This is a genomic window from Microbulbifer pacificus (assembly GCF_033723955.1).
GTDB classification, from domain to species: domain Bacteria; phylum Pseudomonadota; class Gammaproteobacteria; order Pseudomonadales; family Cellvibrionaceae; genus Microbulbifer; species Microbulbifer pacificus.
Window position 1 is genome coordinate 1,439,115 of the sequence record NZ_CP137555.1, and the last position, 15,412, is coordinate 1,454,526.

Below are 15,412 nucleotides of genomic sequence, written 5' to 3' on the forward strand. Positions count from 1 at the left end.
CAGCTCGAAATCAGCCTTTTTCTACCTGACTGAATTCCAGCTCTACCGGTGTGGAGCGACCGAAGATCAACACCGCCACCCGCAGGCGACTTTTCTCGTAGTTGACCTCTTCCACCACACCGTTGAAGTCGTTAAACGGACCGTCGATAACCCGCACCATTTCACCCGGTTCGAACAGGGTTTTGGGCTTGGGCTTCTCTGCAGCGTCATCCATACGATTCAGGATGGCCTGCGCCTCACGGTCGGTAATCGGTGCCGGCTTGTCCGCCTTGCCACCGATAAAGCCCAGCACACGGGGAGTTTCCTTCACCAGGTGCCAGGTGTCGTCATTGAGCTCCATTTCCACCAGTACGTAACCGGGGAAAAACTTGCGCTCACTCTTGCGCTTCTGACCGGCACGCATTTCCACCACTTCTTCCGTGGGGACAAGCACTTCACCAAACAGGTGATCCATTTCGTGCAGCTCAATGCGCTCCTTCAGGGAAGACGCAACGCGCTTCTCATAGCCGGAGTAAGCCTGAACCACATACCAATGCTTTGCCATGGATTAACCTTTAGCCAATGATCTTGGAAGCGAGCCAACCGAGGCCGGAATCCAGCGCCCACAGAATGATCGCCATCAGCAGCACAAACACCACCACGATCAGCGTGGTCTGGGTTGCCTCCTGGCGGGTCGGCCATACTACCCGACGCACTTCATTCTGCGCTTCCCGCAGAAGATTCCAGAAGGAGCTGCCTTTTTCGGTTTGCACAGCAACAAACGCCGCCACAAGGCAGAGCGCAACAATTGCCAGAACACGATACAACAGGGGGATTTCGGCGTAGTAGGAATTGCCCGCTACAGCGGCACCAACAAGCAGCACCACCAGCAGCCACTTCAGGCCGTCAAGACGAAAGGTTTTCGCCTCTACTTTAGCATTCATACAAAGAAGCCTTTAGCGCGCCCCAATACCGCAAGGCGCCTTTATTGCCAACGACCACTAAGAGCGACAGCAGTACAGGATAGCCCAACTGCAGGCCCCTTGCGGGCATCTGAAAGTTGGCAGGCCAGGAGGGACTCGAACCCCCAACACCCGGTTTTGGAGACCGGTGCTCTACCAATTGAACTACTGGCCTGGAACACTTCCGGAAGCAAACTGCGTCACTTCCGGAAAAAATGAGGGGCGGATAATACCAGCCGCCCCAGCATTTGCAAGTGTGACTTCCGATTCACTCGAAAGTCACACCTATTCACCGATTACTCGATGATCTTGGCAACAACGCCAGCACCAACGGTACGACCACCTTCGCGAATCGCGAAGCGCAGACCGTCTTCCATGGCGATCGGGTGGATCAGGGTAACAGTCATCTGAATGTTGTCACCCGGCATCACCATCTCAACGCCTTCCGGCAGCTCACACGCACCAGTCACGTCGGTGGTACGGAAGTAGAACTGCGGACGGTAGCCTTTGAAGAACGGGGTGTGACGACCACCTTCGTCCTTGGACAGTACGTACACTTCCGCTTCGAACTTGGTGTGCGGAGTGATGGAACCCGGCTTGGCCAGTACCTGACCACGCTCTACTTCGTCACGCTTGGTGCCGCGCAGCAGGGCGCCGATGTTCTCACCAGCACGGCCTTCGTCCAGCAGCTTGCGGAACATTTCCACACCGGTACAGGTAGTGGTGGTGGTGTCTTTCAGACCAACGATGGCAATTTCATCACCAGTCTTAACGATGCCACGCTCTACACGACCGGTTACTACGGTACCGCGACCAGAGATGGAGAATACGTCTTCGATCGGCATCAGGAACGGCTTGTCGATAGCGCGCTCCGGCTCCGGAATGTAAGAGTCCAGGGTTTCTACCAGCTTCTTAACAGCAGTGGTGCCCAGGCCATTCTCGTCTTCGCCGTTCAGCGCCATCAGAGCAGAACCAACCACGATCGGGGTGTCGTCGCCCGGGAACTCGTACTGGTCCAGAAGTTCGCGAACTTCCATCTCTACCAGTTCCAGCAGCTCTTCGTCGTCGACCATGTCGGCTTTGTTCAGGAATACCACGATGTACGGTACACCTACCTGACGGGACAGCAGGATGTGCTCACGAGTCTGCGGCATGGGGCCGTCAGCAGCGGAACATACCAGGATCGCGCCGTCCATCTGGGCAGCACCGGTGATCATGTTCTTAACGTAGTCGGCGTGTCCCGGGCAGTCTACGTGCGCGTAGTGGCGAATCGGGGACTCGTACTCTACGTGAGAGGTAGAGATGGTAATACCACGCTCACGCTCTTCCGGAGCCTTGTCGATACCGTCGAAAGCAACGGCAGCGCCGCCCCACACTTCGGAACATACGCGGGTCAGCGCAGCGGTCAGAGTGGTTTTACCGTGGTCAACGTGACCGATGGTGCCCACGTTTACGTGGGGCTTGGAACGTTCAAACTTTTCTTTTCCCATTGCGGGCCTCCCAATATAAGCGTGAGCCGAACTAGCGACCTTACCTAAGAACAGCTCCCGCGCACTCACAAAAGAGCTTACTCGGGAACCGCCGCACCCGGCCCGCAAAAGCATATAAGCCGGATACAAATAGCCGCGGAGACACAGGTCACCGCGGCCACGAATAATGGAGCTCATGGGCGGATTTGAACCGCCGACCTCACCCTTACCAAGGGTGTGCTCTACCCCTGAGCTACATGAGCTTACTCCGATTGCCAACACTTAGTGCCGGCGCAGGCGGGGCCGCCTGCAATGCGCCAAATCAAAGATTTCAGCGACTTAGACCGACCAAGCTCCGCACTGCTAATTGGAGCGGGCAGCGGGAATCGAACCCGCATCATCAGCTTGGAAGGCTGAGGTTCTACCATTGAACTATGCCCGCGCTACCGCGTGCGTTACTCCTTAAATAGAAGACCAAACAACTTCTTCTACCTTCGATGCCAGCACACAGGCATCTGAATAATGGTGCAGGGGGGTGGATTCGAACCACCGAAGCTTGCGCGTCAGATTTACAGTCTGATCCCTTTGGCCACTCGGGAACCCCTGCCTCAAGGTGGTGCGCATTCTCCACACCATCCTATCCGCTGTCAACAATTTTTCTTTCAAATTCACACACTTACCTGAATTTCTTCAACGAACCGTGCGACTGAAAGAAATGGAGCTGGCGAGAGGAGTCGAACCCCCGACCGGCTGATTACAAGTCAGCTGCTCTACCAACTGAGCTACGCCAGCTTCTTCCAGATCGACCTTTTCAGGCCGAATCTTCCACCGGGGTTGTTGACTCCCCCTTAAGTGGAGGCGGGATTCTAGGGGAAGTGTTCACGACACGCAACAGGCTCTTGTCGCTTTTTTTCACCTCGAATGTGGACTTCCGAAATTCATCTGCAAGGCCACTTCCACACTCACTCAATTTCCTTTTCGCGAATTTCACTGCACAGGTTCTGCCGGCGGTCGATTTCCGGGTAATCCAGCTGGAGCTGCTGCCAAAACCCATCGGCAATCTCGCCATTGCCAGTGTTTTCCACCACCACCCAACGCTCGAGATAGGTCTGCGGTTCCTCGCGATATTGCGCGGCGAATCCGCGTCCCTGCAGCTCGTTGGTCAGGATGCGCGCGCGCTCTTCCTCGGAAAAGATGCCAAAGGAAATCCCATTTTCCAGTGACCCCTTGGGGATTACGTAGCTGTCGATACCGGCCGCCTGCAGCTCGCGCAACTTGCGAAACGCCTCCTGGGAGGAGTTCAGTGGGGCCAGGAAAACCCAGTAGCGCATCTGGCCCTGCATCTCGATTTCCTTCATCGCGGCCGGCACCTGCAGCGCCTGCAGCCGACGCGCCACCTCCTCCCCCTGATAGGCCTCGTCAAACGGGCCCACGAGACTACACAGCTGTGCAGTGGATTTGGCCGCACGCACGGGCGCTTTTTGCCGCGTAACGCTGGCCGGGGGGGCCACCTCCCGCGCCGGCGCGCTCAATTGTGAGGAGTCCGCTTCACTCACCAGAGCAATACTGCCGGCATCCCCTTCTACCACCTGTGGCGCAACCCTGGCCGCAGGCGCGGTGTCCGTGGTGACAAACCAGGCAAGCAGGCCGAGATTCGCTGCCGCCAACAAGAAAAATATCCAGCGCATAGTCGTCAGTCAGTTGTTATCTATCAATGTTCGGAATCGACTTTGTATGTTCGGGTGGGTTTGACCAACGATGCCAGCCCACTCGCCCCCACAATTTCGTGAAGTGCGGATTCTAGCCTCACTCCGCCTCAGCTGGCAGTGACTGGCGCACAGGTCGCCAGCCCGCCCACTTCAGGCGATCACGGCCCTCAGGGATTGGTAAGCGCCAACCCCTCCATCACCAGGTCCTCCAGCAACACAAAAGGCCGCTCACTGAGGGATGCCAGTAATGCGCCATCCCCCCCGGTCAGCAGCAACCGGGGCGCCGCAGCGCCGGTGGCTGCGCATTGCTGCTGCAGAAAACCGAATGCCTGGTCCACCGCGCCGAGGACCATCAGCGGCAGGCCGCGATTGACCGCATCCTGGGTATTTGTCCCCGGGGCAAGGGACATGCCCGGCGCAAAGCTTTCGGCAACCTTGACCGCATCGGTGTCACTGTAGAGCGCCCGGCGCATCAACCCGAGCCCGGGCACGATATACCCCCCCAGATGCTCGCCGCCGCCACCCAGCAGATCCAGGGTTACCGCGCTGCCACAGTCCACCACCAGCGCCGGTGCCGGTGAGCGCCGGTAAGCCGCAAGCACCGCCAGCCAGCGGTCAACCCCCAGCTTTTCCACCTGCGCATAGGCACAGCGAACACCATCGCACGCGGCAGACACCCGCGCGAACTCTGCAACAACACCCAGGTCTCGCAGCAGGCGCGCTTCGATTGCGCTCTCGACATCACGCCCGGCCACATTGGCAACGCGCACCCGCCGGGGAGCACACTCCAGCCAGCACACCGGCAGGGCAGCTTCAAGCCACCAGGGGCCGGGCGCGAAAACGCCGCGGGCGACAATCTCCGTCTCCCCACCTGCAACCGGGGTCGCGCGAATCAGCCGCCACTTGCCCCGGGTATTGCCCTGATCCAGCTCGAGAATCACGGGGTGTCGCTCCCGGCGGGCCGCAGGGAAATCTCGCCCCCGTGAAACGCACGGCACTCACCATCGATTTCCAGCAGCAGCGCGCCGCTGCGATCCACCCCGCGCTCGATGCCACACCAGCGCTGCTGCGCGGACTGCAGGCACACTTCGGCATCGGCGAACTGATCCAGCGCCTGCCACGCTTCCCGCCACGCGCTGAAACCGGACTCGGGATAGGTCGCCAGCAACGGCAACAACTCGTCCAGCATCGCGGCCACCAGGGCATTGCGCGAAATACCCGGGCGCACCTCAGCGAGATCGATCCAGGGCTGCCCTATCGCCTCCGCCGCCGCCGCGGGCAGACGTATATTCAGGCCAATACCGATCACCACCGCACAGCGGTCGGTGAGATCGCCGCTCAGCTCCAGTAACACGCCCGCCAGCTTGCGCCCCCGGCACCACACATCGTTGGGCCATTTGAGGCGTACATCCGGTACATCAAACCGCGCCAGCGCGCGTGCCAGGGCCACCCCCACAGCGAGGCTCAACCCCTCCAGCTGTTGCACCCCGCCACTGAAGCGCCAGCCGATGGAAATACTGATCCCCGAAGCAAACGGGCTCTGCCAGGTGCGCCCGCGGCGCCCGCGGCCGGCGGTCTGCTGCTCGGCGAGCAGTACCCCGCCGTGGCCGGCGCCCGCATCCAGCGCTGCCAGCATACGCGCGTTGGTGGAATCCACCTGGTCAAAAACCTGCAGCTCGCTCAGCAGCGGCGTGGCCAGCCCCGAAACCTGCGCGCGAATGGCCCGCTCGTCCAGCAAGTCCAGGCCATCGCACAGGCGGTAACCGCGGCCCTTTTCCGATTCCACCCGCAACCCCAGCGCTTCGAGTTTCTGCAACTGCTTCCATACCGCAGCGCGGCTCACCCCCAATACCTCGCCGAGGGATGCACCGGAGTGCACTTCGCCGTCGGCCAGCAGTGTCAGCAGCGGCCGCAACCGGCCGCTGAGCAGGTCTGTGCTTGGGATAGCAGGTTCGTCGGATTTACGTAGCGCCAAAACTCGGTTCTCCATCGGGTTGGCAGTGGCAGAAAGGTCAGAGATAGCGGCGACAGTAGCGTCGCCCGAGGGACGTGAGAATTTCGTAACCGATGGTGCCGGCAGCGGTGGCCATGTCATCCACGGTCCAGTCATCGCCCAGCAGTTCGATAACCTCGAGTCGATGACGCTGATCCTCGCTGAGCGCGGAAATATCAAAGACACAGGTATCCATGGACACGCGCCCGAGCATAGGCACTGCGATTTTTTCGTCGCCGGCAACGGCCATTCCGCGCCCGCGACCACTCTGGGTGCGCAGTATACCGTCGGCGTACCCCCCCCTCACCACCGCCAGCCAGCTGCCAGCCGCGGCATGACCGGCAGCGCCGTAGCCCACCGCGCTGTCGCGGGTAATCTCGCGCTGCTGTAGCACCGGCACTCGCAGACTCACCACCGGGCGCATGGGGTTTTTACGGCCGGGCAGTGGATTGATGCCGTAGAGGGCAGAACCCGGACGCACCAGGTCAAAGTGATAGGCCTCGCCGAGGCAGATGCCGGAGGAATTGGCAAAGCTCGCCTGCACCCCGGGGCAGATCCGCCGCAGCCCGCTGACAAACTCGTTAAACACCGCCAGCTGGGCGGGATTTTGCGGGTGATCTGGCTCATCGGCACAGGCCAAATGGCTCAGTATCAGCTGCAGATTGGCGCCCGCCAGCAGCTCCGGCATCTGCAGCAACTGGGCAAATTCATCGCCGCCCATACCGAGCCGGGTCATGCCGGTGTCCACCTTGAGCGCACAGGGTGCGGCAAGACCACTGGAAGCGGTGAGCGCACACCACTGGCGCAACTGCTCGATGGTGACCAGCACCGGAACCAGATTGGCGGCGGCACAGCGCTGCTCACTGCCAGGGCGCACGCCGGTCAGCAGATAGATTGTCACCTCCGCGGGCAACAGGTTCCTCAACTGCTCACCCTCCGCCAGGGTTGCGACGAAAAAGTCCCGACAGCCAGCGCGGTAAAGCGCCGGCGCCACTTCGCCAACTCCCAGACCGTAGGCATCCGCCTTCACCACTCCCGCGCAGCGGCCGCCATTGACCAGGTGCTGGCGCAGCCAGGAGTAGTTGTCGACGACGGCGCCCAGATCAATGGTCAGCAATCCCTCGTGCTCGTGTTCCGAAATGCTCACACTTACCGCCCAATTACAGATAAATCAGATACGAACGAATCAGTTAAGAATTGATCCGGGCTCAACTGGCGGACAACAGGCTTTCCCGCTGCAGCGCGCGGGCGCCCACCATGATTGCCAATACCACCAGCGCCAGGGTGACCGCAGAGCCGGCCAACATCCACAGCGGGGATACCCAGTCACCCACCAACAACCCCTTGAGCCACTGCTGCTGGCCGATCAGCGGCAGCAGCTGCCAGCTGTCCGCCAGTTTGATCTGCGCCATATCCAGCACCATCAGCAGAACGACCGGCGCTATCTGCAGAATACTCAACTGGGTCTGGGCATCCTTGAACGACTGCGAGCGCAGCGCCAGCAGGATCTGCACTACCGCCACCAGCAATGCCAGCGGCAACAGCACCAGCCCCATGGCGACCACACCGGCCAGCGTAGTGGCCTGCTGTATACCGAATTCGGCAAGCGGCATCACCGGCATCAGCAGTACCAGCGCACCGATCGCCAGCAGCGAACCGAGCCAGCCGAGGCTCGCCACCGCCAGGGTCTTGGCGGTAATGATCTGCCAGCCCGCCAGTGGCTGTACCAGCAGTGGTTCGAGGCTCAAGCGCTCGCGTTCGCCGGCGGAGCTGTCCACCGCCGTGGCGAGGCAGGCGATAAACAGGGTCATGATCAGCAGGCCCGGCACCGTGGCCAGGATCAGCGCACCGCGGCTCGAGGGGGTGCTCACATCGCGGGTTTCCAGACGCCACGGGGCCAGCAGCTGCGGCGCCACCCCCCGTGCCGACAGGCGCTGGGTAACGATCATCTGCTGTAACGCACCGAGGCGCTCCTGCAATTCCCGCTGGGCGCGACCGCTGCCGGTGTCGGAGCTGTTTACATACAGGTAAAGGCGCGGCGCGCGGAAGTCCTGATAGCGCTGCGCGAAATCGTCAGTGACTTCCAGCACCAGATCGTAGTCCGCGGCGAGCAGATCGCGGGGATCGCCCTCGGCCAGCGACTCCACATCCAGCCCGGAAGACTGCAACTGCTCGCCAATCAACGGCGCGCGCTCGGCGCCGATCAGTGCCACGCGGGTGACGTCTTCGCTCTGCTTCTTGACCATGAAGATGGTGCCGCCAGCCAGTGCCGCGGGAAACATCAGGGAAAAACATATCGCCATCAACAGTGCGCGCCGATCGCGCCAGGCTTCCAGCAGCTCCTTGCGCAGCAGCGGTGTCATCTGGGCGAGTCCGTCGAGCAGTGCGCCCGGATTCCATTTATTGCTCATGCCGGCTCTCCTTGCGCTATCGCCACACTTGGCCGCTGGCCATAGGCCAGGGCGACAAAGCTGTCCTCAAGATTGCTGCAGCCGGATTCTGCCGCCAGCTGTTCCGGCGTGCCGGCACCCACGATCTGCCCCGCGGCCATCACCAGCACCCGGTCCGACAACTCGGCCACCTCGGGCATGACATGGCTGGAAAACAGGATGGTGGTGCCGGCGGCGCGCAGGCGCAGCAGCGTCTTGCGCAGCAGCCGCACCGCCAGCACATCGAGACCGCGGGTGGGCTCATCGAGAATCAGGTGTTGCGGACGGTGCACCAGCGCGCGCGCCAGCGATACCTTCATGCGCTCCCCCTGGGAGAAGCCCTTGGTACGCCGATCCCACAGCGCCCCCAGTTCCAGCTCCTCGCGCACGGCGGCGAGCGCCTGTGCCAGAGCCTTGCCGGAAAGTCCCTGCATGCGGGCAAAAATGTCCAGGTACTCGCGCACCGTAAGGCGCTCATACAGCCCCTCGCGGTCGCCCACCACCCCCAACTGGCGGCGCGCGCCCCTGGGGTCCAGGGCCGGGTCGGCATTCCCCACCAGTACCCGACCGCCATCCGCCTTCAACAGGCCGCAGACGATGCGCAGGCAGCTGGTTTTGCCTGCACCGTTAGCGCCCAGCAAAGCGGTGATGCGACCGTCGGGAACCTCAAAACTGAGATTGCGCAGCACCGGCTTGCCGGCGAAGGATTTGCTGATGTTGTCGACGCGAATCATTGCTGCCCTCCTTCGACATCGCCCGCCATCTCAGGGCCGGCGTTATCCTCTTCCTGCTGATGCTCGCCCGCGAGCCGCGATCCCGCCTCGGGAAGCTCTGGCAACAGCGCGGGACCGAAATTACCCGCGGTGAACGGCGGACGGTGGATATCCCCGAGACAGTTCTGGTCGAGCTCCGCCTGCGGGTGATCGAGGAATTCGAGAATCAGATCCGGCACGCAGCCGCGCATGGAATTGATATGCCCCCCGCCCTGCACCACAAGATGCTGCTTGTGATCCAGGTACGCGAGTTGTTCGTCGGCGTATTTTGGCGGAGTGATCGGGTCGGCACTGCCGGAAATCAGCAGTACCGGATGATGGCGCGGTTGCGGGGCGTCATACGGCTGCGCCGGTACCGGCCACACCTTGCAACCCTCGGAAAACACGCGAATAAATCCGTCGCCGATAAATGTACCCGCAGCATCGCTGGCGATATCTTCCACGCTGATGCGGTTCATTTCCTCAGCACAGGCAACGGAGAAGGTGAGCCCCATGGACATCGCGCCTTCCATTTCCGCAAACAGGCCGACGATACCGGACAGCGGCACATAGTTGCCGCGACCGGCCTGATCCACCGCGAACGGCAGCTGGGCTGCGGCACCCGGATCGTAGAGTGCGGTGCGCACTGCGCCCGCCAACACCCAGGCCTCTAGAGGTTCGTCGACGGTTTTTCCGGTGAGCGGGTCGGGGAAATTTCGCGCCTGTTCATCGGTCCAGTTGGCGAGCAGGGCATCCAGCTGGGTTCGCCAGTCGCCAAATCCTGCACACACCGGGTCGCCGCTGCAGGCTTGTTGTAATTCCACCAGTGCCGACTCCGCGGCAGTGGCGGCGAGAAAGACTTGGGTATCGATGGGGGCCACGCCGTCGAGCACCAGACTCTGCAGGGATTCCGGGTACCATTGCTGGTACAGCAACGCAGTGCGTGTGCCCCAGGAACCGCCCCACAGGGAAATACGCGCGTGCCCCAGCGCCTTGCGCACAGCTTCCAGATCGGCCACGGTCTGGCGGCTGTTGATCGTCAGCGGACGATCGCCCGAATTAATCCGGCACACTGCCAGCTTTGCCACGAACTGCTCGACGTTCGATGGTGCATCCACGCCGAGACCGCAATCAAAGGCATCGGAGCGGCCGCCGCCGCGGCGGTCGACCATCACGATATCGCGTCCGCGGTTCAGCTTGCGCAGGGGATTCAGCAACCGCGCCAGGTCGCTCGCCGCCTGACCCGGGCCGCCGGCCAGCAGGTACAGCGGCTCGTGCTGACCGCCATTGACCGCCGGCGCCACCAGTACCGAAAGCGCCACCTTGCCGTCGTCACTGACGGGAATGCGATAACACTGCAGCGACTCTGCCCAGCCATCGACGTAGCAGGTTTCACTGGCCGGGGGCGCAGGCATAACCTGTGCAGCGGATTCCGCCTGTGTCATGGAGGCAACGCTTGTCAGTGTGCCAGCCAGAACACAAAGCGAGGACATTCCCAGCCAGCGCCGCAAGCCGCGGGCGATGGGTCGTTTCCTTCCGTCGAATACGCGTTCCTTTTTCACGTCCGTTTCCCGTGGATGTCAAAACCCGTCCAGTCTACCGGACTTTTTCCGCCCCCGCCCATGTCTGCCGGGGCATGTCCACCACAGCGCGCTCGGCAATATCCGTGGCAGAGTGCTGCGGGCAGTGGTAAGGTTTGCGGTCATTTGCCGATTCGAATAATTTTCAGTCACCGACACTCTGGCGAACAATGAGCTTTTCAGACCGAGAAAAACAATTAATACGGGCCGCTTTTGCCTGGGGGCAGATTACCCAGAAAGAAGGCTACACCCTGTCTGACCTGGAAATTGAAAAGTCGGTGCTGTTCCGCCGCCTGCTGGCGGGCCGCCCACCCCTCGCCTTCCCCCCACCTCTGCGGCACGGCTTCCCCTGGTACGAAGTAATCGAGGGGCGCAACGAGCATGTGGTGAACGCATCTGAAGCCTCACCCGAACACAGCATCATCGCCCCCGGTAGCAAGCCGGGAGACACCTGTATTCTGATCGACGGCGCCTTCTGGCGCGTGGCGGAAACGCTGCGCGAGCGCGAGGAGTACATCGTCGAGTGGGGTGAATACCCGATGCAGTGGCGGTTGCAGAAGCAGTGGGAAGTGAATTACGAGATGACCCAGCAGCTGCACAATTTCCGCAAGGAAAACCCTGATGCAAACGTGAACCTGGCGAGCCGCAACGGGCAGCGCGAATACAGCGAGTTCCGGGTGGACGACGACCAGACGGTATGGCTGTCGGAATGGCACCTGACCCGCATCGGTTTGCCGGGCTGGGTGTGGGTTGGACTGGAAGTGGACCCCGAGCCCTCCGTGCACAGCCTTGCGCCGCTGTGCCAAGACCAGTTGGGCCCCCTGGTTTTGGGTGTTGCCGGCGCAGAACGCGGAGCGGGCTGGCTGCGCATCGAACAGGTAGGTTGTGAAGCGCGCTATATCAAGCTGGGCGACGAGCTGGGATACAAAACCCTGATTGCCTCAGCAATGACCGAATTCGAGCGCCTGTTGCACGGTATCGCCGGCGATTACCTCGAGGTGATGGACTGCCGCGACGGCGAGCTGCTGCGCTGCTACCGCGTGCCCATGCAACTTGCGCCGCTTGAGCAGTTCGATCTCGGGGATGTGAATTACGATCTGGTGCCAGAGAACGCCTACGCCGGGTGATTCTGACCGCCTAATTTTCCGCACGCTGTTTTAACTCTTGTGGCGCAGGCGCACTGGGTAGGTGTTTTTGAAACCGCTGTGAATACATCCCTGTCGCCGACGCTTTCAAAAACACCTACCCAGCACACCAGCTTCAATTCCTATTACCGAGCGCTGTAAGCAGTTTCAGCTCATCCTTCGTACATCTTAATCACTGCCACCTAACGAAGTGCCCACTATCCGCAAAGGTGCTGACGACGGGGATCTGTTCGCGAGACCTTCCGCGAGAGGGACCTCGCGGAAGAGCCCCCATGGATGGGTTCACGGCGTGTCTCGCGAACAGATACCCGACGGCAGGACCGCCACAGGGCTGGCTTTAAACGACACCCTAAAAAGGTTCAATCCACGTCCCGCCCACGCCCAGCACGCAACATCTCAAACCACTCTTCCCGATCCAGCTCTAAATCCAAAGCCTCAAGCGAAGCGATGAGACGTTCAGGATTACCACTCCCCAACACCGGCACCATCCGCGACGGGTGCTTCAGCAACCACGCCAGTGCCAACTGCATAACCCCAACATCCGGATTCAAACCGCGCGCCTCGCAAAGCTGTTGCAGGCAACTCCGCACCCGCGCCGAGTCCGCATCTTCTCCGGCAAACAGCCGGCCACCGGCAAACGGCGACCAGGCCATGGGAATGATCCGGTGCTGTTGGCAGTGATCCAGCTGGCCGTCAAACATCGGCTGCGAATGTAGCAGGGAAACCTCGATCTGATTTGCCACCAGTGGCAGTGTCAGACGCGACTGCAACAGATCAACCTGATGCGGCAGAAAATTGGAAACACCGAGATGTTTCACCTTGCCCTCCGCCACCAACTGTTCCAGCACCGCCGCCAGCGCATCCGCATCCATCAGCGGGTCCGGGCGATGCAGCAACAACAGGTCCATCTGCTCGATCCCCATATCCCGCAGACTGGCTTCCACCGCCGTACGCACGTGCGCGGCACTGGTGTCGTAGTGATTGATACGCGCACCGGAAGCTTTTCCAGCGAGGCGGATACTGCACTTGCTCACAATCTCCATACGCTCGCGCAGTTCGGGCTTCAGCTTCAGCGCCTCACCGAAAAAATGCTCGCAGCGGTAATCCCCGTAAATATCTGCGAGGTCAAACGTGGTCACCCCCAGGTCGAGCATCTGCTCGAACAGGGCAACGCGCTCGCGCGGGGTGTAATTCCAGTCGGTCAATCGCCACAGGCCAAAGGCGATACGGGAAAAGGAGAATTCGGGAACGAGAGAAGAAGATACGCGCTGCATAAAAAAATCCGCCGGATCAAACGATTCCGACGGATTTTCGCATAAATACCCGGGGGGAAACTCCACCCTCGGGACAGGCCAGCCTGGACCCGGAACCTATTTCAGCTGCAGGGTCTCGGCGATATCCGCCCAGGACACCAGCTTGAAGTTCTGTGTCTGGCTCGGCATACGGTTGCGGCCGTCCTGTACCACCAGCAGGCCCTGCGGGTACTGGTCGCCGAAGGACGCACTGGACACCTCCAGACCGTCGGTTTCCGAACTGCCGTCAAGGCTCTTGTCGAGGTTGATATCCACCTTGAAGTGGCCGACAAACTGGCTGCCGTCGCGGCTGAACAGGGCGTAGCTGTTGTTGCCCTGACTGGACACCACCAGATAGCTGTTGTCGCCGGCGTGGTAGAGGCCCATGCCCTCGACATCCGCGGCGAGACGCTCGCCATCCACGGGCGCGATCAGCTGCGGTTTGGCTTCGCCGGCGAGAAACGCGGCGATATCGAGGCGCCAGATACCGCCGTCTTCCTCACCGAAGAACAGCATCTGCATCTCGTCGTCCACCACGCAGCCTTCCACCTGGCTCTTCACGTCGAGCTCGGCAACCTTTTGCAGGCGCCAGTCCACATTGCCCTCACCGGGGACAATCTGAAGCAGCTGCACCGGACCGTCCTTATCTGATACCCAGGCCATCAGGTCGGCACCGCGACGGTATACACACAGGCCGTAAGGATCGCCCATGTCCAGACTGCGCAGCCCCAGGTCCTCCACCTTGCCCTCGCCGGTGATGCCGAACAGGCTGATACCCGGATCGGTGCGGTTGCTGGCGGCGGCAATGGCGACATATTTGCCGTGCTGGATCGGGCGCAGGTCCACGTTGTTCACACGGCCGACCGGGAAGTGTTCCACCAGCTCGCCGCTCAGCTTGTAGACACTGAGTCCGCTTTTCTTGTCGGTGCCGAGGATCAGGCTCGCGGACGGGTTGGCCGGGTTGACCCAGATGGCAGGGTCGTCGGCGGCATCACCACCGGACTGCACCGGCGCGGTCTGGCCGCTCGCGCGCACCCGCGGGATTTCCACCGGCCCGCGGAAGGCCTGTATTTCCGCCGCGGGCTCCGGCAGTTTCACCGCAAACTGCTGCACGCGATCGCTCTCTTCCTCGAGGGCCAGTAGGGAACCCCGCTGTACCGCCGCCGAAACCGGCTCCATATCTGCAAGAGATTCCACAAAATGCGGTTTCCCCGGAACATTGATATTGAACGCCAGCACCCGCTCGCCGGAGGTCAGCCACAGATTGCCACTGGCGCTGTCCAGCCACAGGCCGCCGAACTCGCCGTCGCCCAGCTCCGCAGGGGTAGCGAATACCTGGCGGTCTTCATCCATTTCCGCATCGCTGTTGAGGCTCCAGATGCCCAGCGGCGGTTGCGCCACCAGCAGTTTACCGCTGTGGTCGTCCACGGTGCAGGAGGACACCTGCTCGCCGAAATACAGCGGGCGCACGCCGGTAAATTCCCAGGCCTGTTCACGGGGGTGCACCACATACTCCTGGCCGAGACCATTTTCGTCGATGGCAAACAGGTGCGTGCGCTCCGCCTGGCGGGAGAAACACAGCGCCACCTGCGGCGCGGTAGTGGCCATGGCGGCCAGGTAGCGGATGCGCGGGCTGCCCTGCTCCAGATCCAGCAGGCGCAACTGCAGCTGTGCGCTGTCTTCGTCGTAGACCGCGATCAACCAGCGGTCCTGCTCCAGTTGCTGCAGTGCAAAGCGTTCCACCTTACCGCCATCCAGCGCCAGTTTTTCCTCGCCCTCGGCGCTCACCAGCACCAGGCCGCGCTTTTCACTGGCCAGCAACAGGTAATCGGCACCACCCAGCACCAGGGGTGCCAGCTGGCTGGAAACCACATTGCTGAGGGACAGCGCACCCTGGGGTGTCAGGGGTTTTTGGGCCGCTGCCGTCTTGTCGATCTGCGGGCCACAGCCACCGAGCACAACGGCCAGAGCCAGCGCCGCAGCGGAAAAAATTAATGTTTTACGCGTCATAGTACTCACGCTTTGCAAAGAGCCGATTTACGGTTTCGACCGCGCCGGGCACCAAAATACGCCCCACCGATGACAAAACCATGTCAAACGGA

The 15,412-nt window shown here is 61.4% G+C and carries 13 protein-coding genes and 5 tRNA genes; 1 reads left to right on the forward strand and 17 read right to left on the reverse strand.

The genetic code is table 11. The annotated features are described in order from the left end of the window. Positions 1-10 precede the first annotated feature (10 nt). From nusG to R5R33_RS06545, 15 genes are all read right to left on the reverse strand, one after another. The gene (gene nusG, locus R5R33_RS06475; protein WP_105101983.1) at positions 11-544 is read right to left on the reverse strand and encodes a transcription termination/antitermination protein NusG; all 534 of its coding nucleotides are present in this window, start codon (positions 542-544) and stop codon (positions 11-13) included. A 10-nt stretch (positions 545-554) separates the two neighbouring features. Next, entirely contained in the window at positions 555-923 is a 369-nt protein-coding gene (secE, locus tag R5R33_RS06480; RefSeq protein WP_318955211.1) for a preprotein translocase subunit SecE, read from the reverse strand. A gap of 117 nt (positions 924-1,040) precedes the next feature. Continuing rightward, positions 1,041-1,116: transfer RNA gene (locus R5R33_RS06485), tRNA-Trp, on the reverse strand. Positions 1,117-1,237: 121 nt separating this feature from the next. Beyond that, positions 1,238-2,431, reverse strand: coding sequence for an elongation factor Tu (tuf, locus tag R5R33_RS06490; RefSeq protein ID WP_318955203.1), 1,194 nt, complete (start codon positions 2,429-2,431; stop codon positions 1,238-1,240). A 167-nt stretch (positions 2,432-2,598) separates the two neighbouring features. After that, a tRNA-Thr gene (locus R5R33_RS06495) sits at positions 2,599-2,673 on the reverse strand. 105 nt (positions 2,674-2,778) lie between these two features. Next, positions 2,779-2,852 (reverse strand) — tRNA-Gly (locus R5R33_RS06500). 81 nt (positions 2,853-2,933) lie between these two features. Then, positions 2,934-3,017 (reverse strand) — tRNA-Tyr (locus R5R33_RS06505). Positions 3,018-3,126: 109 nt separating this feature from the next. Continuing rightward, positions 3,127-3,202, reverse strand: a tRNA-Thr gene (locus R5R33_RS06510). A 170-nt stretch (positions 3,203-3,372) separates the two neighbouring features. Further along, positions 3,373-4,098, reverse strand: coding sequence for an SPOR domain-containing protein (locus R5R33_RS06515; protein ID WP_318955212.1), 726 nt, complete (start codon positions 4,096-4,098; stop codon positions 3,373-3,375). Between the two features lie 188 nt (positions 4,099-4,286). Further along, positions 4,287-5,060: a type III pantothenate kinase gene (locus R5R33_RS06520; RefSeq protein WP_318955213.1), complete on the reverse strand. Its 774-nt coding sequence runs from the start codon at positions 5,058-5,060 to the stop codon at positions 4,287-4,289. Further along, complete coding sequence (birA, locus tag R5R33_RS06525) at positions 5,057-6,094, reverse strand: bifunctional biotin--[acetyl-CoA-carboxylase] ligase/biotin operon repressor BirA (protein WP_318955214.1); 1,038 nt, start codon at positions 6,092-6,094, stop codon at positions 5,057-5,059. The genes R5R33_RS06520 and birA overlap by 4 nt, the downstream gene beginning before the upstream one ends. A gap of 37 nt (positions 6,095-6,131) precedes the next feature. After that, on the reverse strand, positions 6,132-7,259 hold the full coding sequence (gene alr / locus R5R33_RS06530) for an alanine racemase (RefSeq protein ID WP_318955215.1): 1,128 nt from the start codon (positions 7,257-7,259) through the stop codon (positions 6,132-6,134). Between the two features lie 61 nt (positions 7,260-7,320). Next, on the reverse strand, positions 7,321-8,523 hold the full coding sequence (locus tag R5R33_RS06535; protein ID WP_318955216.1) for an ABC transporter permease: 1,203 nt from the start codon (positions 8,521-8,523) through the stop codon (positions 7,321-7,323). Further along, positions 8,520-9,275, reverse strand: coding sequence for an ABC transporter ATP-binding protein (locus R5R33_RS06540; protein ID WP_318955217.1), 756 nt, complete (start codon positions 9,273-9,275; stop codon positions 8,520-8,522). The genes R5R33_RS06535 and R5R33_RS06540 overlap by 4 nt, the downstream gene beginning before the upstream one ends. Continuing rightward, the gene (locus R5R33_RS06545; protein WP_318955218.1) at positions 9,272-10,855 is read right to left on the reverse strand and encodes an alpha/beta hydrolase; all 1,584 of its coding nucleotides are present in this window, start codon (positions 10,853-10,855) and stop codon (positions 9,272-9,274) included. The genes R5R33_RS06540 and R5R33_RS06545 overlap by 4 nt, the downstream gene beginning before the upstream one ends. Positions 10,856-11,043: 188 nt before the next feature. Between R5R33_RS06545 and R5R33_RS06550 the strand changes: the two genes are divergently transcribed. Then, entirely contained in the window at positions 11,044-12,000 is a 957-nt protein-coding gene (locus R5R33_RS06550; protein WP_318955219.1) for a hypothetical protein, read from the forward strand. Between the two features lie 377 nt (positions 12,001-12,377). On the opposite strand, the gene R5R33_RS06555 is transcribed toward R5R33_RS06550, so the two are convergent. After that, a complete protein-coding gene (locus tag R5R33_RS06555) occupies positions 12,378-13,292 on the reverse strand; it encodes an aldo/keto reductase (RefSeq protein WP_318955220.1) in 915 nt (304 codons plus the stop codon). Between the two features lie 96 nt (positions 13,293-13,388). Beyond that, a complete protein-coding gene (locus R5R33_RS06560) occupies positions 13,389-15,320 on the reverse strand; it encodes a phytase (RefSeq protein ID WP_318955221.1) in 1,932 nt (643 codons plus the stop codon). Between the last annotated feature and the right edge of the window lie 92 nt (positions 15,321-15,412).